The sequence below is a fragment of the Paraburkholderia sp. DHOC27 genome (assembly GCF_003429005.1).
Lineage (GTDB): Bacteria > Pseudomonadota > Gammaproteobacteria > Burkholderiales > Burkholderiaceae > Paraburkholderia.
In genome coordinates this window covers 412,326-434,833 of record NZ_QVQV01000003.1, presented here as the reverse complement: position 1 = coordinate 434,833, position 22,508 = coordinate 412,326, and the positions used below count along the sequence as shown (strand labels likewise).

Genomic DNA, 22,508 nt, shown 5'->3' with positions numbered 1-22,508 from the left:
ATCGGCTCAGGCGCAGCAGCACATGCCCGCAATCATTCGACTGCGGGCATTTGTTTCTGTACTACGTCGTACAATTTGCCAGGTACGCGCAATGCGTTCGACAACGAGCCGTGCGCGGCAGCCAGGCGCCGCATGCAGGCTATAACTTCACCGGATGGATGAGGCAGCGCGCGGTGTGGTCAACCGCGTCAAGGGACATGGATCAGATCGAATGTGTAGTGATCGGCGCCGGCGTGGTGGGCCTTGCAATCGCGCGCGCGCTCGCCGTTCGTGGGCATGAAGTGATCGTGCTGGAAGCGGCCGAAGCGATTGGCGTCGGCACCAGTTCACGCAACAGCGAAGTCATTCACGCGGGACTCTACTATCCGCGCGGCTCGCTCAAGGCGGCGTTGTGTGTGCGCGGCCGCGAGATGCTGTACGAGTACTGCGAAGCGCATGGCGTGCCGCACTCGCGTTGCGGCAAGCTGCTCGTTGCGACCTCGCGCAACCAGATTCCGCAGCTCGAAAGCATCATGGCGCGCGGCAAGGAAAACGGCGTGCTCGATCTGATGCGAATTCCCGGCACGGAAGCGCAGGCGCTGGAACCCGCGCTCGAATGCGTGGAGGCGGTGTTCTCGCCCCGCACGGGAATCGTCGACAGTCATCAACTGATGCTCGCCATTCAGGGCGACGCCGAACGCGACGGCGCGGTGTGCGCGTTTCATGCGCCCGTCGAATCCATCGAAGCGAGTAACGGCAAATTCATCGTGAAAGTGGGCGGCGCGGCACCTACGACGATCAGCGCGGCATGCGTCATCAACAGTGCAGGACTGCAAGCCAATGCGCTCGCCCGCAGGATTCGCGGGCTCGATGCGCGCCACGTGCCGCCGCTTTATCTGGCGCGCGGCAACTACTTCAGCATTTCCGGACGTGCGCCGTTTAGCAGACTGATCTATCCAATGCCAAACGAAGCGGGGCTTGGCGTGCATCTGACCATCGATCTGGGTGGACAGGCGCGCTTCGGTCCCGACGTGGAATGGGTCGACGCCATCAACTACGACGTCGATCCGCATCGCGCCGAGTCGTTTTACGCGGCGATCCGCGCTTATTGGCCGGCGCTGCCCGACGGCGCCTTGCAACCGGCCTACGCCGGCATTCGACCGAAACTCTCGGGGCCGGGCGAACCTGCCGCGGACTTCGTGATTCAGGGGCCGGCCGCCCACGGTGTACGAGGCCTCGTCAATCTGTTCGGAATTGAATCACCCGGGTTGACCGCCTGTCTGGCGATCGCGCAGCGGGTCTGCGAGCAGCTTGGCCGAGTCTAGCCGGGTTTATCCTTAAGTCGCGATTCTCTTATCTCTATCATTTGAGTTGTCACGTACGAGGGCTTCGTTGCTATCCTTGGGGACCGCTGTCGTTAGAACGGCGATCAGTTCAATACAAAATGGAGTGAGTCCCCATGAAGTCATCCCGTCGTAGTTTCCTCATTACGAGCATTGGCGTTGCGTCGACGCTCGCCTTGTCCCGCCAGGCGTTTGCCGACGCACCGAAAGTCACTGAAAGCGATCCGACCGCCCAGGCCCTCGGCTACAAACAGGACGCGACTCAGGTCGACAAGGCCAAGTACGCCAAATACGCCGCGGGTCAGGAATGCGGCAATTGCAGCTTCTATCAGGGTAAATCCGACCCGTGGGGCGGCTGCCCGATGTTCGGCGGCAAGCAGGTCTCCGCAAAGGGTTGGTGCAGCGCCTACAACAAGAAGGCCTGAGACTCGACCCACGCCGTACCCCGGCAGGCCCGCGTGAAGCGCCGCGCGGCATGCCGGTGCGGTTTGCAAGGCAGTTCTTCTTCTGGACACCTGACGCAGCGCGCGGCGGGTGTCCAGTTTCGCCCCGGCGACTCGCTCAAGGGGCGAGCCTTCACCTTAACCGGCTGCATTCGTGGCCGTGCTAATCGCCTTTGCGCCTGCTTTCATCTAGCAGCGATGATTCCTCTGTACTTCTCACTATTGCGTCCTGCTGCGGCGCGCTTGCCATGTGGCTAACGTTTTCCTGCGCGAGACGATCAAATCGCTATCACGTCTGCTCAGGCGTTTTCAAGCGCGAGCGGGCATCAACGGTGGTCGTTTGTCGAACCACGGACGCGCTTTTTCCAGTTGCGCGGCGAGTTGCAGCAGCGTGACTTCGTCGCCTTCGCGCGCGGCGAATTGCACGCCGATCGGCAGACCACGCGCATTCCAGTAGAGCGGTACGGACATCGCGGGTTGCCCGGTGAGGTTGAACAACTCCGTGCATCCCGCCCATGCGAAGGCCTTGTCGGCTGCTTCGGCGAGCATCTTTTGCAGCAGCGGTTCGATCGGCATGGCGCTGACGACGCGCATCTGCAGACGTTCATTCGAACTCGGTTGCATCTCGCCAATCTTGATGGGCGGCCCCGCCAGCGTCGCGCACAGAATCACGTCGTAGCGGCTCAGGAGGTCGTCGAGTTTCACCGTAATACGGCGTTGTTCTTCGAGCGCGGCCGGCAACGCACGTTCACCGATTTTGCGACCGATCTGCGCCATCGCCCAGGTGGCGATTTCGAATTCATCGCGCACGGGTTTGCGTCCCGTGATGGCTTCGGCGTTCAACACCATGTCGCGCGTCGTCACCGAGGCGAGCATCAGGAACGCGTGCCGCAGCGCTGCGAAATCGATCCCCAGCGAGACCGGTTCCACATGATGCCCCAGCGATTGCGCGAGTTGCGCGGCATCGTCGAGTGCGGCCCGGACCTCGGGCGATAACGTGTCGGCCAGCATAGGCTCGCTCACGTAGGCAATCTGCAGCGGCTTGAGGGGTTGGTCGAGCGCGCCGAGAAACGAACCGGGCGCACCGTAGGGCATCTGTTGCGTTTGTCCGGTCATGCAGTCGAGCAAGAGCGCGCTGTCGCGCACGCTGCGAGACACGGCATGATCGACGCTGAGTTCGCCCACGCTGGGTGTGCGCGTGCCGGCCATGCGTCCGCGTGACGGCTTTAATCCGAACAGGCCGCAGCACGAAGCGGGAATGCGGATCGAGCCGCCGCCATCCGATGCATGCGCGAGCGGGATGATGCCTGCGGCGACGGCCGCTGCCGCGCCGCCGCTCGAACCGCCTGGCGTGTGATCGAGGCTCCACGGATTGCGGCACGGCCCGAACAGCTCAGGCTCGGTATAGGGCATCTGCCCGAGTTCGGGCGTGCTGGTCTTGCCGAAGATGTTGAGACCGGCGGCGCGCGCCAGTGTGACGACGGGTGCATCTTCCGCAGGGATGAAGTGGCGATAGTGACGGCTGCCCATCGACATCCGCAAACCGGCCACTTGCGCACCGAGATCCTTGATCAGATACGGCACGCCGGCGAACGGACCGTCGCCCAGTTCGGACGCGTCGTCACGCGACGCGCGCCGGCGCGCAGCGTCATAGTCCTTGAGGACGATGGCGTTGATGGCGGGGTTGGTGGCTTCGGCGCGCGCAATGGCGGTGTCCAGCAGTTCGCGTGCGCTGGCTTCGCGCGTGCGGACCAGTTGGGCGAGGCCGATTGCATCATGCGCAAGGTAGTCGGATAGCACGCCGGATGACCCCGCTCGAGTTGTTGTTAGTGAGTCTGAAGTGGTGCCGCTGGCCGCGGTGGGCATCTTGCAGAAGGCGCGCATCTCGAACGAGCCGCGCGCTACCCCGCATCAACCGCGAAATCGTTTACAGACGCTCGCCCATGAACACGAGCGTACGGCCGTGTGCCAACGCAGCAGCATGCTGGTTATACGATGCACGGTCGGTGCAGTTGAAGCCGTGATCGGCGTTCGGGTAGATGTGGAATTCGGCGTCGCCACGACCGGCGAAACGTTCCTGCACCTGGCCCACCGCTTCCAGCGGAATGCCGTGATCCAGTTCGCCATAGTGGAACAGCATGGGCACCTTGATCTTGTCGGCCTCGCCGAGCAGATTCTGGATGCCGCCGCCGTAGTAGCTCACGCCCAGGTCGATCGAACCTTGTGCGGCAGCCAGATACGACAGCCGCCCGCCGAAGCAGTAGCCGATCGCCGCCACCTTGCCGGTGACTTCCGGCATGGCGCGCAGGACCGCTGCTGTAGCGCCGATATCGCTAACGGCAAGACCCACGTCCGTCTTCTGCAGGATTTCGATGCCCTTGTCGCGGTCGGCGCCGGCATACGTCAGTTCGACGCGTGGCTGGGTGCGCCAGAAGATGTCCGGTGCGAGGGCAATGTAGCCATCCTGCGCATACTGGTCGGCCACCGCGCGAATGTGGCTGTTCACGCCGAAGATTTCCTGAATGATGATGACGGCCGGACCCTTGCCGCCTTTGGGCAGCGCCAGGTAGCCCTCGAAACTCTCATTGCCGGCCGGAATGTCGATCCATCGGGAAGTCACGCTCACGTCGCTCTCCTTCAAATTGCGGGGGTGCCTGCGGGCAATGCCCGCAGCGGGGGCTCAGTTTGCCACTAAAAGAATGGCGTTGCAGCGCGGTTCGCGGTGCTGGTGCGCGGTGCGGCTGTGTATGTACCTGGCGTGACGCTCGAGGCAACTTGCCGATCATCAAAAGACAACGCAGCGTCCGCTGCAAATCGGCTCGTCGTGCGCTGTACGAGACGGGTGCATCGCAGTGTCCCAGAGGTATTCAGACCATTATCCAGATTGACCGTCAAACGCTTAAGCGGCACTCGGCGAGAAAATGCGCGCCTGGCGGAAACCCGCACGGCGCCTTGATTTGCGGGACGTCCTGCTGTTCGGGATTCGATGTTGTCGCATAAACGCTATTAGTGTTGATCCCACTTACTCAAAAAAATCCCACAAATTAATTTGATAGCCTACACTTGCGCGCAAGTACGCATGGCCGTCTGCCACAAACAGGCTGCTTAGCGTGCTGGCCAAGTGCATATACGATGCAACCGGCGTGGTCGTCCACGGGATTGAGCGACACGAGAAGGAAGCGGTGGCACAGGGCGATTACGTTGTTTTTGGGACCGAAACTGGAGACTTACATGAACATCAAGATTCAAAAGCTGTTGCCGATCAGCGCTGCGGCCATGTTGTTTGCGTCGTTGGCAACGGGCGCGGTGGCGGACGAGGTCGTCAAGATCGGCCACGTCGCACCGCTTACTGGCGGTATTGCTCACCTGGGTAAAGACAACGAAAACGGCGCTCGTCTGGCAGTGGAAGAAATCAACGCCAAGGGTCTGACGATTGGCGGCCAGAAAGTCACGCTGGAACTCGACGCACAAGACGACGCGGCTGACCCGCGTACGGCGACGCAGGTCGCACAGAAGCTGGTTGACGACAAGGTCGTCGCCGTGGTCGGTCACTTGAACTCGGGTACGTCGATCCCGGCTTCGAAGATCTACAGCGATGCAGGCATCGTGCAGATCTCGCCGTCGGCAACGAACCCGGCTTACACGCAACAGGGCTTCAAGACGACGTACCGCGTCGTTGCGACTGATGCGCAACAAGGCCCGGCACTGGCTAACTATGCAGCCAAGGATCTGAAAGTGAAGAGCGTCGCTATCGTCGACGACTCGACCGCTTACGGCCAAGGCCTTGCAAACGAATTCGAGAAGACCGCCAAGTCGCTCGGCATGAACGTGGTGTCGCATGACGCGACCAACGACAAGGCTGTCGACTTCCGCGCCATTCTGACGAAGATCAAGGGCGAAAACCCTGACGCGATCATGTACGGCGGCATGGACGCAACCGGCGGCCCGTTCGCCAAGCAAGCCAAGCAGCTTGGCCTGCGCGCCAAGGTTCTGGCGGGTGACGGCGTCTGTACCGACAAGCTGTCGGACCTGGCCGGTGACGCAACCGACAACATCGTCTGCTCGGAAGCCGGTATGGCGCTCGAGAAGATGGCTGGCGGCAAGGCGTTCGAAGGCAAGTACGAAAAGCGTTTCGGTCAACCGATCCAGATTTACGCTCCGTTCACGTATGACGCTGTGTACATCATCGTCGACGCCATGAAGCGTGCTAACTCGGTGGATCCGGCGAAGATCCTGGCAGCAATGCCGGCAACCGACTACAAGGGCGTGATTGGCGAAACGACGTTCGATTCGCACGGCGACCTGCAGCACGGCGTGATCTCGCTGTATGACTACAAGGCAGGCAAGAAGACGCTGCTCGACGTGGTCAAGATGTAATAAGCATGTGCCGCGTGACGGCAGGCTTTGGCCTGCTGTCTGCTGGTTGATTAGGGCGCGCGTTCTAACCGGAACGCGCGCCTTTTCTTTTGCGCGCGTGCATGAGACGCTAACGATCAGACCAATAAAAAGGAGAGAGAGGGTGAGCCGATCAATTGACGACTGGCGTCGCTGGATAGCCGAAAACATTTTGCTGGGCGCGCCGCCGCCCACCTTGCACGCAGCGCTGGTGAGCCACGGCTTCAATGCCGACGAAGCCGCGCTCGAAATCGACAACGCACTCGCTAGCCCCTACATTCAGGGCGGCGCGCGGATGCGCAATCGTTTGCGCAAGCGTGACTGGGCCTTGTCGGTGTATGGCACGCTAAGCCGTATGCGCAGTAACGGCAATATGGTCGAGCGACGCGAACGTCTTTCGCGCGATGAATTCCTTGAGCAGTACTACTTTCAAAACCGTCCGGTGATTATCACCGGCGCATTCGATGCGTGGCCCGCACGTTCGTTATGGAGTTTCGATTACTTTCGCGAGCGTTGTGGCGATTGCGAAGTGGAAGTGCAATTCGGCCGCGAGTCCGATCCGAACTACGAGATCAATCAACCGAAACTGAAGCGCACCATGCGCTTTCGCGATTACGTCGATCTGGTTGAACGCAGTGGCGTCACGAATGACTTTTATATGACCGCCAACAACACGTCACAGAATCGCGCGTCGCTGGCGGCACTGTGGAACGACACGCCCATCATTCGTGAATATCTCGATCCGGAATCGCCCGAAACGGGTTTCTTCTGGTTTGGACCGGCCGGCACGCGCACGCCGTTTCATCATGACCTGACCAATAACTTCATGGCCCAGGTGATAGGACGCAAACGCGTGAAGCTGATTCCGATGTCGGATACGCCGCATGTCTATAACTACCTGCACTGTTATTCCCAGGTGGATGGCAATGCGGTCGACCTCGAACGTTTCCCGGCCATGCAGCGGGCCAATCTGATCGAATGCACGCTAGAGCCCGGTGAACTGCTGTTTCTGCCAATTGGCTGGTGGCATTACGTGGAAGGACTCGAAGCGTCGGTGACGATGACCTATACGAACTTCGTCGTGCGCAACGATTTCTGCGACAGCTACGATACGTACCACGAAGTGTAGCGACACGGTTCGAGACTCGAGCGATGCGACGGCCGTTCAATCGCTCGGGTTTCCTATACGCTTAACCTCGCGCAGAATCACGTCACACAAAGCCACGTCACACAAAACCACCTCGCGCAAAAAACACGGCGGACCGGTTGCCCGGTCCGCCGCCTCCCTGACGCTTCAGTTGCCGTCGTTATTTTTTCGTTGCCAGTCCAGTGATGCCGCTCAGCAAGCCGCCCGAGCTGCTGCTGGAACTGCTGCTACCCGAGGCGCTGCTGGATACCGCGCCGGTCAGGCCCGAGGTGAGTGAGCCGACGAGGCCCGTCACCGGTGCGAGCAGGCTGGCGGTGCCACTTGCAGATGCCGAACCGCTCACTGCGCCGGACACCGACACGCTGCCTGCCACCGAGCCGAGCACACCTGTCAGCGACGAGACCGCGCTCGTGACTGGCGCGAGCGGATTGCCCGACCCACCGGCCGCGCCGCCCAAGGCTCCCGTGACGGATGACAGAACGCCGGTCAATGGAGCAAGCGGATTGCTGGAGCCTCCACCGCCGCCGCCGCCACCACCGCCGCTCAGGCTGCCCAAGCCGCTGGTGATGGTCGACGTGACTGTCGTGAGTGCGCCGCTGAGACCCGCGCCGCCGGTGAGACCGCCACTCAGGGTGCCCGGGAGCGCCGTCAGGATGCTGGTGAGGGGTGCGAGCGGATTGTTTCCTGCGGTGCCGCCGACCAGCAGCCCACCAGCCGAGGTGACGGTGTCGCCCAGCCTGCTGACGACGTTGCCGAGATTTTCGCCAACCGGATTCTCGGTGGCGCTGCTGAGCTTCACACCCGCGGCATCCACGCCGTGACCGAGCGTCGATAACAGGCCATTGAGCGGCGCGCCGAGACCAGTCGTCTCACCGATGGTCTGCGTGGTCTGGGCGAGCGTGCTCGTGATCGGCGTGATGACCGTGCTGACCGAAGTCGTGACCTGCTGGATCGGACCCGTCGAAAGGGTGGTGCCGAGCTGGGTGCCGAGTCCGCTGACCGCATTGCCGACCGTGGAGACCGTGCTCCCGAGTGGCGTGGTCAGCGGACTGAGCGCAGCGGCAGGACCGCTACCCAGACTGGTGACGAGCTTGCCCGCGCTGTTGACGGCCTGGCCGGCGTCGTAGACCAGGTTGCCGCTGCTCGACAAGGTGACGCCGAGCGGGTTGGTCGAGTCGCCCAACTGGCCGAGGCCGTTGAATGCACCGGCACCGAGCGCGCTGACGCCGGCGCCGAGATTCGACAGGATGCCGCCGAGCGCAGCCGAGGTGGCCGGATTGCCGCCGGGGATCGGCGTAAGGCCGATCTGGCTGCCGATCGACGACACGGTCTTGCCGGTCGACGTGACGACGTTGCTCGCGTTCTGGATGATGATGCCGAATGCGTTGGCGCTCGGGGTTGGCGTGGGCGTTGGCGTTGGCGTCGGCGTCGGGGTTGGCGTCGGCGTAGGCGTAGGCGTAGGCGTAGGCGTAGGCGTAGGCGTTGGCGTTGGCGTAGGCGTAGGCGTCGGTGTCGGTGTTGGTGTTGGCGTCGGCGTCGGCGTCGGCGTAGGCGTAGGCGTAGGCGTAGGCGTCGGTGTCGGTGTCGGTGTCGGTGTTGGTGTCGGTGTTGGTGTCGGTGTTGGTGTCGGCGTTGGCGTTGGCGTCGGAGTTGGCGTCGGCGTCGGCGTCGGTGTCGGCGTCGGCGTTGGTGTCGGCGTAGGCGTCGGCGTCGGCGTCGGTGTCGGTGTCGGCGTCGGTGTCGGAGTTGGCGTCGGCGTCGGCGTTGGTGTCGGCGTCGGCGTCGGTGTCGGTGTCGGCGTCGGAGTTGGTGTCGGCGTCGGTGTTGGCGTCGGGGTCGGAGTCGGCGTTGGCGTCGGAGTCGGAGTCGGAGTCGGAGTCGGAGTCGGAGTCGGAGTCGGAGTCGGAGTCGGCGCCGGAGTGGGCGTCGGCGTAGGCGTCGGTGTGTGCGTGCCGCTCCCGGAGCCCGAACCTGAGCCCGCGCCACCGCCTGAACCCGATCCGCCCGAGCCTCCTCCCGTCGTCAGGGTGCCGCCGCCCGAACTGCCGCTTCCCACGGTCGGTGTCTTGTGTACGGTGGACCCGCAGCCTGTCAGTACCATCAACGACGACACGCACATGGCGATCGCCGTCAGTTTGAAATGAGTGTTCATGGTTCGCTCCCCCGGTTATGAAATCTGTAGGGGAGCTAACTGCAAGGCCTATGCCATTTTTATCCAGATGGGTCGAGGCGAGAAAAAATCAGCAAAATCAATGGCTTGATGCGTTCGCCGAGGACCTGGCAAGCGGTTTAAAGGGCGATGTTCCGAAGAACGGCCGCGTGTGCCGAACGCGTGTAACGTAACGGACCGCGGCGCGGCCGTCTGTCACACGCGGCCAAAACAACTCAGATCTTGAACCGACGCAACACCTTCGGACCGGCGAACGCGATCAACGCTGCGCACACGGCCACCACCGACAGACCAATCGGCAAGTTGGTCACCTGCGCCACCCCACCGATGATCACCGGCCCGAGCAACAGGCCGAAGTAGGCGAGGCCCGCGACATGGGCAAGCCCTTCGGCGGCGTGGATGCCTTCCACCCGCGCGGCCGCGGCGAATAGCACGGGCATCATGTTGGCGAGCCCGAGCCCCATCAACGTGAAGCCGGTCATGGCCGCGAGCGGATACGGCAGCAATAGCGCGCCGACCATCCCGGCGCAGGCGAGCGACGCGCTCGCCATCACCAGTTGCGGGGCGCCGAAACGGGCGCGCACGGCGTCGCCCGCAAAACGCGCCACGGCCATCCCGCCGGAAAACGCAGCGTAGGCGGCGCTCGCCAGTGCAGGCGTGGCGAGCACCACGTCGCGCATGTAGACGGTGGCCCAGTCATACATGGCGCCTTCAGCGATCAACGCGACGAGGGCCATCACCCCGAGCGCCCACAAGGCGGGCGAGCGCCAGCGGTTCGCCTTCGGCGTATCGGCATTGGGATGCTCGTGATGCGGCACATGCGGCAAGACGGCCGGACAGGCGATGAACAGGACCACGGCGGCCAGCGCACCTGCGAGCGTAAGGTGAACGGCAGGCGGCATGCCGCGCGACAGCAGCGCACCCCCGACCGCCGCGCCAGCCATCCCGCCCAGGCTGAACATGCCGTGCAACGACGACATGATCGGCCGGCCAATGGCCTCCTCGACCGCGCTCGCTTCAGCGTTCATGGCCACATCCAGCGTGGCCATGCCGGCGCCGAAGAAGGCCAGCACCACGACCAGCATCCAGTACGCTGGCACGACGAGAATCAGCGCCGCACACACGGCCATCGTGAGACCGCCGGCGAGGCACGCGCGGCGCGTGCCGACGCGCGCAATCCACGAGGCATTGGTGGCCATCGCGGCGATCGAACCGCCCGCCACGGCCAGCAACGCCACGGACAGCATGGCCGGATTCAGGTGAAAGCGGTCGCGCACCGTGGGCACATGCACCCCCCAGGACGCATACATCATCCCGGCCATGAAAAACAACGCCATCGTCGCAAGGCGCGCGCGGCGCAACGAGGCGCCAGGCAGATTGCGGTGAGCGGCGGGAAGCGCGGAGAATTCGGACGGGCGGTCTGACACAGGAATCTCGGTGACGGGGAAGAGGACAACGGACGGCGCAGCAGCGCGGCTCTGGCTGACTGGAAAGCCGTCTGAAAGCGAAGCTCCGATTCTAGCGAAGCAGACGCAGTCCTGCTGGCGCACTCCATTAATATCGCTGTATCGGCGCGCCGTTTTGCATGCGCGAGACAGTTGGCCACAACCGGCAACCCGCCGCCGCGACGCACATTGATCGAGGTCTTGCCCTCGGAGGACATCCCTTGCATATTCCCGCTCACGCTCCGTTGCATCTGCTGCATCAGGCGGCCTTCGGCACGCTGGCCACGCACTCGCGCCAGCCGGAGGGCTTCCCGTACCCGTCGATCCTGCCGTTCGCGCCCGACGCACGGCATCGCCCGATGATCCTCGTGAGCAGTCTGGCCGAACACACCCGCAATCTGCTCGCCGATCCGCGCGCGGGTTTTCTGGTTGCGCACGCGCCGGATGGCGATGTGCTGAACGGGCAGCGCGTCACCTTGCTCGGCGCGTTCGAACAAGTCGATCCCACGCCGGAGATCTCACAGCGCTATTTGCGTTATCACCCTGACGCCGAGCGTTATCTCGCGCTGGGCGATTTTGCTTTCTGGGTGATGTCGCTGGAGCGGATGCGATATATCGGCGGGTTCGGCGCAATGGGATGGCTCGACGGTAACGAACTCGATCCGCAAGAACCGCTCGCATTCGCGGACGAACAAGCGCTGCTGGGGTTCTTCGCCGCGCATCCACAGCGACCCTCACATCTCGAATTGCTCGGCGTCGATCATTATGGCGCGGACCTGAAAGCGCACGATTCGCGTATGCGGCTCGCATTCGACGAGCGGCTAATTGACAATCTATCCATGCGTGCAGCACTCGAAGATTGCATGACGCGGCACATGGCCGCTCCCGGTGCCTAGCTATTGCGGGAAAACACCGAGCCTGGCTTCCAGATGATCGTTTTATCCCATATTGAAGGTTTGCATACGTGCGAAGTTGTCATTCCATGAAATGTTTTGATCCACGTTTCATATTAATTTCCATGTTTCGGGAATTAATTCCGGAGCTTATTGCAAGCGTTGCGAATTCTTCCGCAGTCTGCGAAAAAAGATGTAAATGAAAGGCGTCGTACTGACACCGGCGGCTGAAATTTTCTGAAATGAAAGTTAATTAATTTAAGCCGCTGTCTTTTCCAGGCTTTCTATTCTGTGTTAATCTCGCCTGCAAATTCCGAGGCATCAACCGCTTAAAGGGCAAGCCGGCTGAGACCGGTGGTCATTTATCTAAACCACAAGGGAACCCATGTCTTCGTACAAGGAACTACTCGCACAGCGAGAGAAGCTGGAAAAGCAGATCGAAGAAGCAAAGTCGCGTGAATACGCGGAAGTGTTAAATGAGATCAAGCAGAAGATGGCTGACTACGGCATTACGCTCGCTGAACTCGGTGGCGGCCGTGGCAAGAGTGTGAAAGTGGGGCGTCCGCGCGCTGGCGTCGCTCCCAAATACCGCGACCCGGATAGCGGCAGCACGTGGTCTGGCCGTGGCAAGCCGCCGCGCTGGATTGCGGGGCAAGACCGCGAGAAGTTTCTGATCGAGCGTTAATCGCTGCATTTCGACAGGTGCCCAGCCCGGCAGCGTCTGTTGACCGAAAGAATCGCGCAACTTCGAGGTGCGCGGTTTTTTTCGTCCATATTTCTGCTTTGTCGCCGTTCGTCTGTCGCGCGACGTGTACGAGTCTCGCATCGCGTAAACGGAACACGAATGCTTCCCGTTTAGATAAGCATCTGATTTAAAACAGAATTTTAGGGAAATATGCGATTTTCGACGGACCGCCGGTTAGAATTTGAAGCATTGAAAATGCCGCCTGCTGTCATGTCACCCACTCTCGCCGCCGAATCCAAAGAAAAACATCAGGTTGCGCGTAATACGACTCTTGTCAGTATTGCGCTCAATATGGTGCTGACGACGCTGCAAATCGTCGTCGGGTTCGTGGCGCATTCGCAGGCACTCGTCGCTGACGGCGTCCATTCGCTTGCCGATCTGCTTTCGGATTTTGTCGTACTGATCGCCAATCGGCATAGCGGCGCCAAACCGGATGCCGATCACAATTACGGCCATAGCCGTTATGAGACTGTGGCTTCGCTGTTTCTTGGCGCATTGTTAATTGCGGTTGGCGTTGGAATGCTATGGCGGGCGGGTACGCGCTTAGCCAATTTGCAGGATATTCCGGCGGTTCATATCAGCGCGCTGGTCGTCGCCGTCCTGGTGTTGATTTCCAAAGAGGCGCTGTTTCGCTACATGCTGCGCGAGGCGCAACGCGTGCGCTCGGCCATGCTGATTGCCAATGCCTGGCACGCGCGCTCGGATGCGGCGTCGTCATTGGTGGTGGCGATTGGCATTGTCGGCAGTCTCGCCGGCGTGAGGCTGCTCGATCCAATTGCGGCGGCGATTGTCGGCTTCATGGTCGCGCGCATGGGCTGGACGTTCGGCTGGGACGCACTGCAGGATCTTTCAGACCGGGCGCTCGACGATGCCGCCACAGACGACGTCCGCAAACTTTTGACCTCGACGCCTGGCGTGCGCGATGTCCACGAACTGCGCACGCGCAAGATGGGCGACTTTGCGCTCGTCGACGCGCATATCCTGGTCGATCCGCTGATCTCGGTTTCCGAAGGACACTATATTGCCGAGACGGCGCGTCTGCGCGTGCTCGGCGACACGCGTGTGCTGGATGCGCTGATTCACGTCGATCCGGAAAACGATGCGTTGGCGCGGCCGCCGGTGAATTTGCCGCCGCGCGAGAGGGTGGTGGCTGCCATCGAGGCCGCGTTGAAGGCACATGACGAGCGCGCGGCCGTCGTCAACATTCACTACCTGAGCGGCGGCCTCGATGTGGACGTGACGTTGGCAGCGCGCGCGCTCGACGGTCGCACGAGCGACGCGGAGCGCATTGCGCGGCTCGATCTTGCGAATCTGAAGAGCACGCTGGGGCTGCGCAACCTGAATGTGTCACGCGTGATGGCGGGCGGCAGCATCAGCGAGTCCGCAAACGCTGCGGCCACCGAGCGTCACGGTCTCGTATAGAAACCCCTGGCTGCATCCGCTTCAAACGCCTTCACGTCTTTCCGCAATCGCGCCTTTACGCAGTCATCACGTCACAGCGGCAACTGTGTATCGAACTTGATCTCACGCAAGACCACGCTGGTGCGCACTTGTGACACGGCTGGAATCTTGAAGATGCGCTCGTGCAGGAAGGCGTCATATGCCTTGATGTCCGGCGCGACGATCTTGAGAATGTAGTCGGACTCGCCGGTCGTGCTGTAGCACTCGGTCACTTCCGGGCAGGTGGCAATTTCCCGCTCGAACTGTTCGACGCCGCCTTCGGTGTGCCGCGTGAGCAGGATGTGCGCGAGCGCGCACACGTGCAGACCGAGCTTTTCGCGATCGAGCAACGCCGTATAGCGCTGGATCACGCCAGACTGCTCCATGTCCTTGATGCGCCGCCAACAGGGCGTGCTGGACAGGCCGACCTGGTCGGAAATCTCTTGCACGGAACGGCGCGCGTCCAGTTGCAAAAGGCGCAGGATCTTCTGAGAGAACGTATCGAGTGTCAACTGCGCCTCCGTTGGCGTCGCCATGTTCCTTATGGTAGAGGCCGGGAAAACGAAACGCAATGTAAAACGGGTCTGACGAGGGAGATTACCTAATTTGCTGGTTTGGCAGCGGCTTTTTGTCCTGTGCCGTCCCCATCTTCTTTTAGCGCTGCCGTCGCGGCTTGCGTAGTGCGCAATTCGGCCAGCATGTTGCAGAACAGGGCGCCTTGTTCGATGGCGTCGTCCAGCGCCACATGGGTGTGCGGGTGGTCGTCGAACCAGCGCTGCGGCAGGCGTGGCTTGATGTTCTTGCGGTACGGCAGGCCGGTCATGGCGAACGCGAGCGTCTTGATATCGAGCGCGGACCATGAGAAGGGGCAGCGTTCCGCGAAGCGCATCATGTACCAGAACATGAAGGTGAAATCGAAGCCAGCCGGCATGGCTACGAAAACCGGCTTGCCCGGCAGCGCTTCGACCCACTCCACATACGCAACCAAAGCCTTGGCGGGCTGCTGCAAATCTTTGCGGCACGCGGCCCATGCCTCCGGCTGGGTTTTCCACCATGCCTCCTGCACCGGATGCGCGCGAGCGCCATCCAGCAGTTCGAGGTTGGCGGAGAAGGTGCCAATCAACTGCTTGTCTTCGGTGTAGGCCGCGGACGCGAAGCTCAGCATGGAGTGCGGACCGGGAATCGGACCGTCGGCTTCGACATCGGTACTCACATAGATTTCGGCGCTCATGCGCTGACTCCGTCCGCAACATACGGGTTGGTGCGGCGTTCAGCGCCGAAGGTCGAAGTGGGACCGTGACCGGGGACAAAGGTGATGTCGTCGCCGAGTGGCCAGAGTTTTTCGCGGATAGAGCGGATCAGGTCAGCGTGATTGCCGCGCGGGAAATCGGTGCGCCCAATCGAGCCGGCGAACAGCACGTCACCCACCAGCGCGAGCCGATGCGCCCGGCTGACGAAGACCACGTGACCCGGCGTATGACCGGGACAGTGATAGACATCGAGCGTCTCGTCACCAAACTGGACCGCGTCGGCGTCTTGCAGCCAACGGTCAGGCTCGAACGCCTCGGCGGCTGGAAAACCGAAGCGCGCGCTCTGGTCGGGCAGCATGTCGATCCAGAAGCGCTCATCGGGATGCGGACCTTCGATCGGCACGCCATAGTGATCAGCGAGCGTTTTGGCGCCCGCGCAGTGATCAATATGGCCGTGCGTCAAAAACACCTTCTCCACCGACACATTCTGCCGCGCCACTTCCTGCTGGATGAGTGCGAGATCGCCGCCCGGATCGACGATCGCGGCGCGCCCCGTTGCCTCGCAAACGAGCAGCGAACAGTTTTGCCGGAACGGCGTAACAGGGATCAAAGTGGCTTTCATGGAGTGGGTCGCGCCGCTGCAAAAGCACTGATTGTACCGGCCGGGAGGGGCCCTCGCCGATATGCCGATTGGCTAGCGGCAATTCCCATTTTTGCATCAATAGTGAAAATTCATCAAAGTTATCAGGGACTTGTCATCTCGTATTTAACTTTTGGGTATAATAGGCTCATGTGTGCGGGAAACCGCACTGCCAAAGGGTGATGCGTCCCCATCAAAAGCGGGGCGTGGTTCATCGTCAAGTATGTGCCGTCGTAAGTTGTTTGACGGCAAACCTAGCATCGGCTGCGGCCGGTGCGCACGTCTTGCCCAGCCAGGTGCTACGCGCCTGCAACGGCTTTTCTGCCGTGACGCTGGGTGGGGCCTACGCCGCTGTTCCTGTGTGCCGTATTTCTGGCGCGCAAGAACGTGATTGCCACGTTCGATGGCGGCTTGTGGGGTCTGGTCAGGCTGCCGGGGACAGGTTGCGCCAGACGTGAAAATTAACCGTGCGGTAGCGGCAGAGTGTGCCGCGTGCGGGCTTCGGCGTACTGCGCTTTTTTGCGCGGCGCGCGGTCGTTCGTTTTCCGCCGGAGTCGCAGCAACACGCAGCTATCGCGTGATGCGGCTCGACAAATGTGATTTTACGTCTTATGAAAACTCGGTCATCCCGGAGTCTGGGGAGTCTTTTTGCCTTTTTTATCCTCGCAGGGTGCGCAGTGCCCCCAGCCGCAGGACCTCAGGCAAACAACTCCGCGCCGCTCAGCACCACGAACGCGCAACCAGGTACTTTGGCAAACGCCGCACCTATGGCATTCGGCAACGCTGCGGCGTCCGCGCCTGATGCCTCTGATGGCAAGTCGCTCGCCGACGCGCAGCCCCTGTCCGACGGTTCGCCCGACGCAACGGGCTTCCGCCAGACGGGTCGCGCCTCGTGGTACGGCCGCTTCTTCCACGGTCGCAAAACGGCGAACGGTGAGCGCTACAACATGCACGCGCTGACCGCTGCGCACCGCACGTTGCCGTTGGGCTCCTACGTTCGTGTGACGAATCCGTCTACGGATCGGTCCGTGATCGTACGAATCAACGACCGCGGCCCGTTCGCACGCGGCCGGATCATTGATCTTTCCATGGCAGCCGCGCACGCGCTCGGCATGCAGCGTGCCGGTACGGCAAGCGTGAAGATCGAAGGTCTGACGGAACAACAGGCCAAGGCAGAGCGCGCTGAAATGCTGGCGTCCGCGTCAAATTCGGACGACAACAAGTAATGTGATTGCGACGGCAGCGCGCGGAATTTCGCTGCGCGTCTGCATCAAGTTGTTCCTGGGCCGGCTCGGTGTACAGCCGCTGCCTATGCCAAAAGGGCCGCTTCGCGCGGCCCTTTTGTTTTCCCACTTCTGTTTTCCTAGTCGTCCTTCAGTGCAAGTGCACGCGTGTACAACGCGTTGCGCGACGCACCCGTGATCGCGGCCGCAACCTTGGCCGCGCTACTCACCGTCAATTCCTGCAGCAGGATGCCCAGCAGCGCGTCGTGATCGTGCTCGCCCGCGGCTTGCAGCGGCGCGCCTTCCACGACGAGCACAAACTCGCCGCGTTGCCGGTTTGGATCTTCCGCGAGCCACGTTGGCCCTTCGGCCAGGGTGCATTGATGCAGCGCCTCATGTAACTTCGTCAGCTCACGTGCGATCAGCAACTTGCGTGCGCCGCCAAAGGCTTCGGCCAGCGCCTCGACGGTTTCCACGATTCGATGCGGCGCTTCGTAGAACACCATCGCAGGCGCGTGCGCGGCAAGCGTCTGAAGTGTGGCGGCGCGTTGCTTGGGCTTGGGCGGCAGGAAGCCGAGGAACGAGAAGGTGGCGACCCAGTCGCCTGCGGCACTCAATGCCGTTGCCAAAGCGCTTGCACCAGGCAGCGGAATGACGGGGTAGCCGGCATCGCGCACCGCATCCACGAGTTTGGCGCCGGGATCGGAGATGCCTGGCGTGCCGGCGTCGGAGACGTAAGCCACGCGTTCGCCGGCTTGCAGATGTTCGATGAGGCGCAGCGCGGCCGTGCGTTCGTTGTGCTGGTGCACGGCGATCAGCGGCTTCGAAATGCCGTAGCGGGCGAGGAGCTGGCCGGTGTTGCGCGTGTCCTCGGCGGCGATGCGATCCACCAGTCCGAGTACGTGCAGCGCGCGCAGCGTGATGTCCGCGACGTTGCCGATCGGCGTCGCCACCACATAGAGCGCGGCAGCGGGGTATTGCTGTCCTTGCGCGAGTTCGGAGAGAGGAGTCATGAGGCAGAAGACGCAGACAGACAGGACAAGGCCGACATTGTGCCACGCAGGGACGCGGCCTTTGCCGACGCCGGCCGTTGATGACGCAGGGCATGTAGTCAAAACGAGAGCGGGCGCGCAACGCAGCGCGGACCCGTGGGCCGGCATCCACAACTTTTCAGGACAGGGCGGGTCCAAAGACGTCGGAGCCGCATTCGAAGCACGCGCGCTGGTGTTCCTGCAACGTCAGCGGCTGCGGTTCGTGGCGCGCAACGTGGTGTGCAGAGGCGGCGAGATCGACCTCGTGATGCGCGATCGGGATGGCGCGCTGGTGTTCGTCGAAGTGCGGGCGCGGGCCCGGCGACAGTTTGGCGGCGCGGCGGCGAGTATTGGTTGGCAAAAGCGCCAACGGCTGGTGCGTGCCGCGCAGCACTTTCTGTTGACGCGAACCGACGTGGTGCCGGCGTGCCGGTTCGATGTGATTGCGTTCGAGTGCGGACGCCTCGTGTGGATACGCGATGCCTTTCGCGTCGACGAAGTCTGAGGCAACGCGCGGAGATGGCGCTTGATTGCGATAAACTTGCGCTCGCACGCGGATGGCGGGGCAGTGTCCCGTGCGTGGCATACGAGGCGTGCTTAGCGTGATTCGCGATCACACTCGCGGCGCTCACGTGCATGTCTCAGTGCACGAGCGCGCAGGTCCAGGAGCGTTTCGAGCACATCGAGCACGAGCGTCATCCGCAGTAGCAGCAAAAAATATTGTCATCACAACGCGGCCGCGCAGCGGCCCACACGCGGTAAAAGATAGAGAGTCGATGTCAGTCGAACGTATTCAACAGCACTTCCGCGACAGCGCGGCAGTCAAACTGGAAGCCCTTGAAAACCTGTCGATGCCGATTGCCGCTGCGATCGACACCATGTTTATGGCCCTCGCCAACGGCAGTCGCATTCTTGCGTGCGGCAATGGCGGCTCGGCTGCCGGCGCGCAGCATTTCGCAGCGGGGCTGATTGGCCGCTACGAACGTGAACGGCCGGGGCTGCCGGCAATTGCGTTGAGCGCCGACAGTTCGGTCCTGACCGGCCTCGCGAGCGACTACGCATTCGAGCAGATTTTCTCGAAGCAGGTGTGGGCGCTGGGCCAGCCCGGTGACGTGTTGCTGGCCATTACGACATCGGACGACGCTGCGAACGTGCTGGCGGCGATCGAAGCCGCGCACGAGCGCGAGATGATCGTCGTGGCGCTCACGGGCAGCGGCGAGAGCAAACCCGGCGGCAAGGTAGAAGAAGTGCTGAGCGAGACCGATATCCATATATGCGTGCCTTCCAGTCGCACCGCGCGAATTCAGGAAGTGCATTTGCTGACCATCCATTGTCTGTGTGACGGCATTGATGCCATGTTGCTCGGCGAAGACTGATTACGAAGGGGGAGCGAGTTGATGAGCGTATTTCGCATCAAGACGACGTTGGTGAGGACCACCCTGGTGGTGGGGCTGGCGGCCGGGCTGTCCGCGACATTGCAGGGTTGCTTTCTGCTGGTGGCCGGCGCTGCGGGTGGCGGCGCGCTGGTGGCAACCGACCGGCGTACGCTGGGTGCGCAGACCGAGGATCGCGAGATCCAGGTCAAGTCGATCGCGCAGATCAACCAGAACGTGCCGGACACGTCGCACGTCAATGTGACCGTGTTCAATCGTCGCGTGCTGCTGACCGGCGAAGTGCCGGACGAGGCGTCGAAGCAGAAGGCCGAGCAGATCGTGCGTCAATTGAACAACGTGAATTCGATCGTCAACGAACTCACCGTCTCGCCAGCGAGCGACCTCTCGTCGCGCACCAACGATTCGTATCTCGAGACCCGCGTGAAAACCGCGCTGATCGCTGAGAAGAATATTTCGGCGAACAACTTCAAGGTGGTGTGTGAAAACGGCTCGGTGTATCTGATGGGCCTCGTCACGCGCGACGAAGGCGCAACGGGCGCCCAGGTGGCGAGCGAAGTGCCGGGCGTCACGCGCGTGGTGAAAGTGTTCCAGTACATCCTGCCGCAAGACGTCGCGGCGGCGAACGCAAACGCAGCGAACGCAGCGAGCACGCCGGCGGCGGCACCGCCGCCGACCACCGACGCCACGGTGGGCGCGGTGCCGGATTCATCGGTGACGTCGCGTCCGTTGGACCAGCAGTCGCCCGCGCCGGTGACGAACTCGAGCCCGGTGCATCCGGGTAATCCGGCCGCGCCGCAATGAAGGGGTTTGTGCTTGCAGGAGATCGCGGAGCGAAGCGGGTCGCGCTGTGCGTGACCGGCGTCGCGCTGATGGTGGGTGGTCTTGTGTCAACCGCGCGGGCGGATACCGCGCCGCGCGGTCAAGCTGTCGCCCAGGCGAATGCGTGCATGGGATGCCATGCCGTGGACCGGAAACTGGTCGGGCCAGCGTTTCAGCAAATCGCCGCCAGGTACAAGGGCGATGTGCAGGCGCCGGCGAAACTCGCGCGCAAGGTGAAGGACGGCGGCTCGGGCGTGTGGGGCGCGATTCCGATGCCCGCGCATCCGAACATGAGCGACGCGGACATCAAGGCGGTGGTGGATTGGGTGTTGGCCGGCGCGCCTTCGAAGTGACGTATTGGTACACAGTCACTTTCCATACGCTCGCAACACCGCGATCCATAACAGAAAATTCAGATTCCTCCGGTTACGCCTCACTCTCGACCGCTAGCTCTTCAGTCACAGCGCCCACCCCACACCCCGCCTGCTGCAACGCCTCGCGCGCGTGATTCTTCAAATCGTCCTGCGCAAGCGGCGCATCCGGGGCCCGCACCCACGCCGCAATCCGCAGCTTTACGCCGCCTGACTTCGGATAGCTCGTCACCGATACCACCGGCGCCAGCGTCGTCCCCGTCAACACCCGCGGCTCGTCCGCGACCAGCTTTTTAAGCTCACCAATCGCGGCATCCACATCCTTGCGCTGCGCGATGTCCACATCGACCTCGATGCGCTCGGTGCCACCGCTGCTGTAGTTGATGACCGGGTTGCTCCAGATCTGGCTGTTCGGCACGAACACCGCATTGCCGTCGCTACGTTCGATACGCGTGGTGAACAGGCCAACCTCGCGCACGATACCCGCAGCCGCGCCGCTACCTTCGATCACGTCACCCGCGCGAAACGGCCGCAGCATCAACAGCATGATGCCGGCAGCAATGTTTTGCAGCGTGCCTTGCAACGCCAGCCCAATAGCGAGGCCAGCGGCACCCAGTGCGGCGAGCACACTGGCTGTCGCGATGCCCACTTCGCTCAGCGCCGCCACGAACACCACGACACGGACCGCCCACGTGCCCATTGCCTTGAGCATCGGCGCAAGCGTGGGGTCGGCGTGCGTCTGCGCAAACGCCTTGGCAAAGACTGCGCCAATCCGGTTGGAGAGCCACCAGCCCACTACGAGGATGGCAGCAGCCACGATGATGTGCAGCACGTCGTATGCAATAGTCGCGAGCAATGCCGGTTGAAAATGCATCAGTCGTGTCAGCAGGTCGTCCATTGTCGGTTCTCGCTTTCTAATCCTGGATGTCTGTACGGACGTACCGCAGACCAATATGTTCCCGCGTAATCGCAACCGTATGTAAACAAGGGACAGGTGTCTGCACCTCGAATCATGCTGCACGACAAAATGCCCTGAAAGCAGGGCTAAAACGTACCGGACGGTAAGCCTTGCGCGTCAACCTGACCGCATACGCGAAGCTGTGCGCTCTCATGCAGCAGACCGCAGTCCATAAAAATGACGCAGCACAGCAACGAGATTTGCCCCGAAGCAGAAGCGATTTCCTATCCTTATGAGCAGTACCCGGCAGCGAATGGATCCTGCATGAGGCGAAACGCGTGGGCGGCGCCGAGCACGGCGCATGAGTCCTGCGGCCCCTGCAGGCAGCATCAGGAGAACAATCATGGAGACTATCCCCAGACTGTTGCATGATCGGGGCTTGTTCGATGTCGCGTTCGCGCACGTCCGTGATCTCGATCCATCCGTCCACGAAGGGGCCATGTTCGGCTGTCCCGCCGCGTTCGTCGGCACGCATATGGCGTTTTGCGTCTACGGCAGCGGCCTTGGCATCAAGCTGCCGGCCGAGCGAGCGGCGGCGCTCGTCGCGATGGGCCGCGCGTTCGCGTTTCAACCGTACGGCAGGGCGCCGATGCGCGAGTGGGTTGAGATTCGCATCACGCGCGACCGCATTGCGGAGATTGTTGGCGTGCTGATCGCGTCGATCGAATATGCGCGGCAAAACATGATGCCGGTTGCGGCTGCGCGGCCACTACCAGCAAGCGGTGGCGGTTCACGCAACCGGCTTTGAACGACAGGCGCGGCGCGGGCGCGAGACGCACGGTGTGAATTCCGCCTACGCCCGCGCCGCGCCACCTGCCTTCA

21 protein-coding genes and 1 pseudogene are annotated in these 22,508 nt (G+C 62.2%); 13 read left to right on the top strand and 9 right to left on the bottom strand.

The window, feature by feature from the left end:
- Positions 1-197: 197 nt before the first annotated feature.
- Complete coding sequence (locus D0B32_RS13955) at positions 198-1,304, top strand: NAD(P)/FAD-dependent oxidoreductase (RefSeq protein WP_117334560.1); 1,107 nt, start codon at positions 198-200, stop codon at positions 1,302-1,304.
- Positions 1,305-1,438: 134 nt separating this feature from the next.
- Positions 1,439-1,747 carry a high-potential iron-sulfur protein gene (locus D0B32_RS13950; RefSeq protein ID WP_117334559.1) on the top strand — a complete coding sequence of 103 codons (309 nt, stop codon included), beginning with the start codon at positions 1,439-1,441 and terminating at the stop codon, positions 1,745-1,747.
- Positions 1,748-2,074: 327 nt separating this feature from the next.
- On the opposite strand, the gene D0B32_RS13945 is transcribed toward D0B32_RS13950, so the two are convergent.
- Both D0B32_RS13945 and D0B32_RS13940 read right to left on the bottom strand, forming a co-directional pair.
- The gene (locus D0B32_RS13945) at positions 2,075-3,565 is read right to left on the bottom strand and encodes an amidase (protein WP_181969803.1); all 1,491 of its coding nucleotides are present in this window, start codon (positions 3,563-3,565) and stop codon (positions 2,075-2,077) included.
- 127 nt (positions 3,566-3,692) lie between these two features.
- The gene (locus tag D0B32_RS13940; protein ID WP_117334558.1) at positions 3,693-4,391 is read right to left on the bottom strand and encodes a dienelactone hydrolase family protein; all 699 of its coding nucleotides are present in this window, start codon (positions 4,389-4,391) and stop codon (positions 3,693-3,695) included.
- Positions 4,392-4,996: 605 nt separating this feature from the next.
- Here D0B32_RS13940 and D0B32_RS13935 point away from each other — a divergent pair.
- Positions 4,997-6,142: a branched-chain amino acid ABC transporter substrate-binding protein gene (locus D0B32_RS13935; protein WP_117334557.1), complete on the top strand. Its 1,146-nt coding sequence runs from the start codon at positions 4,997-4,999 to the stop codon at positions 6,140-6,142.
- A 142-nt stretch (positions 6,143-6,284) separates the two neighbouring features.
- Positions 6,285-7,289, top strand: a complete 1,005-nt coding sequence (locus D0B32_RS13930) for a cupin-like domain-containing protein (protein ID WP_259294996.1) — start codon at positions 6,285-6,287, stop codon at positions 7,287-7,289.
- A 178-nt stretch (positions 7,290-7,467) separates the two neighbouring features.
- Here D0B32_RS13930 and D0B32_RS32915 read toward each other — a convergent pair.
- Together D0B32_RS32915 and D0B32_RS13910 are read right to left on the bottom strand one after the other, a co-directional pair.
- Positions 7,468-8,796: pseudogene (locus tag D0B32_RS32915) on the bottom strand (collagen-like triple helix repeat-containing protein); the annotation flags it as partial.
- A gap of 896 nt (positions 8,797-9,692) precedes the next feature.
- Positions 9,693-10,904, bottom strand: a complete 1,212-nt coding sequence (locus D0B32_RS13910; protein WP_117334555.1) for an MFS transporter — start codon at positions 10,902-10,904, stop codon at positions 9,693-9,695.
- Between the two features lie 239 nt (positions 10,905-11,143).
- Here D0B32_RS13910 and D0B32_RS13905 point away from each other — a divergent pair, with 239 nt between their 5' ends.
- The 3 genes from D0B32_RS13905 to D0B32_RS13895 all read left to right on the top strand — a co-directional run bounded on the left by D0B32_RS13905 (position 11,144) and on the right by D0B32_RS13895 (position 13,982).
- Positions 11,144-11,818: a HugZ family protein gene (locus D0B32_RS13905; RefSeq protein ID WP_117334554.1), complete on the top strand. Its 675-nt coding sequence runs from the start codon at positions 11,144-11,146 to the stop codon at positions 11,816-11,818.
- A 382-nt stretch (positions 11,819-12,200) separates the two neighbouring features.
- Positions 12,201-12,500 carry an H-NS family nucleoid-associated regulatory protein gene (locus tag D0B32_RS13900; RefSeq protein ID WP_117334553.1) on the top strand — a complete coding sequence of 100 codons (300 nt, stop codon included), beginning with the start codon at positions 12,201-12,203 and terminating at the stop codon, positions 12,498-12,500.
- A gap of 270 nt (positions 12,501-12,770) precedes the next feature.
- Positions 12,771-13,982: a cation diffusion facilitator family transporter gene (locus D0B32_RS13895; protein WP_117334552.1), complete on the top strand. Its 1,212-nt coding sequence runs from the start codon at positions 12,771-12,773 to the stop codon at positions 13,980-13,982.
- Between the two features lie 71 nt (positions 13,983-14,053).
- Here the strand turns inward: D0B32_RS13895 and D0B32_RS13890 are convergent, their stop codons facing one another.
- The 3 genes from D0B32_RS13890 to D0B32_RS13880 form a co-directional block, all read right to left on the bottom strand.
- Complete coding sequence (locus D0B32_RS13890) at positions 14,054-14,512, bottom strand: Lrp/AsnC family transcriptional regulator (protein ID WP_117334853.1); 459 nt, start codon at positions 14,510-14,512, stop codon at positions 14,054-14,056.
- An 89-nt stretch (positions 14,513-14,601) separates the two neighbouring features.
- Entirely contained in the window at positions 14,602-15,231 is a 630-nt protein-coding gene (locus D0B32_RS13885; protein WP_117334551.1) for an exonuclease, read from the bottom strand.
- Positions 15,228-15,872 carry an MBL fold metallo-hydrolase gene (locus D0B32_RS13880; protein ID WP_117334550.1) on the bottom strand — a complete coding sequence of 215 codons (645 nt, stop codon included), beginning with the start codon at positions 15,870-15,872 and terminating at the stop codon, positions 15,228-15,230. The genes D0B32_RS13885 and D0B32_RS13880 overlap by 4 nt, the downstream gene beginning before the upstream one ends.
- Positions 15,873-16,501: 629 nt before the next feature.
- Here D0B32_RS13880 and D0B32_RS13875 point away from each other — a divergent pair.
- Positions 16,502-17,116 carry a septal ring lytic transglycosylase RlpA family protein gene (locus D0B32_RS13875; RefSeq protein ID WP_117334549.1) on the top strand — a complete coding sequence of 205 codons (615 nt, stop codon included), beginning with the start codon at positions 16,502-16,504 and terminating at the stop codon, positions 17,114-17,116.
- Positions 17,117-17,253: 137 nt separating this feature from the next.
- Here the strand turns inward: D0B32_RS13875 and rsmI are convergent, their stop codons facing one another.
- Positions 17,254-18,126 (bottom strand): 16S rRNA (cytidine(1402)-2'-O)-methyltransferase, encoded by an 873-nt coding sequence (gene rsmI, locus D0B32_RS13870; protein WP_117334548.1) that lies wholly within the window; start codon positions 18,124-18,126, stop codon positions 17,254-17,256.
- Between the two features lie 37 nt (positions 18,127-18,163).
- On the opposite strand from rsmI, the gene D0B32_RS13865 reads away from it, so the two are divergent.
- From D0B32_RS13865 to D0B32_RS13850, 4 genes are all read left to right on the top strand, one after another.
- Positions 18,164-18,649, top strand: a complete 486-nt coding sequence (locus tag D0B32_RS13865; RefSeq protein WP_404935554.1) for a YraN family protein — start codon at positions 18,164-18,166, stop codon at positions 18,647-18,649.
- A gap of 271 nt (positions 18,650-18,920) precedes the next feature.
- A complete protein-coding gene (locus tag D0B32_RS13860; protein WP_117334546.1) occupies positions 18,921-19,520 on the top strand; it encodes a phosphoheptose isomerase in 600 nt (199 codons plus the stop codon).
- A gap of 21 nt (positions 19,521-19,541) precedes the next feature.
- On the top strand, positions 19,542-20,339 hold the full coding sequence (locus D0B32_RS13855; protein WP_117334545.1) for a BON domain-containing protein: 798 nt from the start codon (positions 19,542-19,544) through the stop codon (positions 20,337-20,339).
- A gap of 68 nt (positions 20,340-20,407) precedes the next feature.
- A complete protein-coding gene (locus D0B32_RS13850) occupies positions 20,408-20,710 on the top strand; it encodes a c-type cytochrome (RefSeq protein ID WP_117334852.1) in 303 nt (100 codons plus the stop codon).
- Positions 20,711-20,783: 73 nt separating this feature from the next.
- Here the strand turns inward: D0B32_RS13850 and D0B32_RS13845 are convergent, their stop codons facing one another.
- The gene (locus D0B32_RS13845; RefSeq protein WP_117334544.1) at positions 20,784-21,626 is read right to left on the bottom strand and encodes a mechanosensitive ion channel family protein; all 843 of its coding nucleotides are present in this window, start codon (positions 21,624-21,626) and stop codon (positions 20,784-20,786) included.
- Positions 21,627-22,029: 403 nt separating this feature from the next.
- Between D0B32_RS13845 and D0B32_RS13840 the strand changes: the two genes are divergently transcribed.
- Entirely contained in the window at positions 22,030-22,434 is a 405-nt protein-coding gene (locus D0B32_RS13840) for a hypothetical protein (RefSeq protein ID WP_259294994.1), read from the top strand.
- The last annotated feature ends 74 nt before the right edge of the window (positions 22,435-22,508 follow it).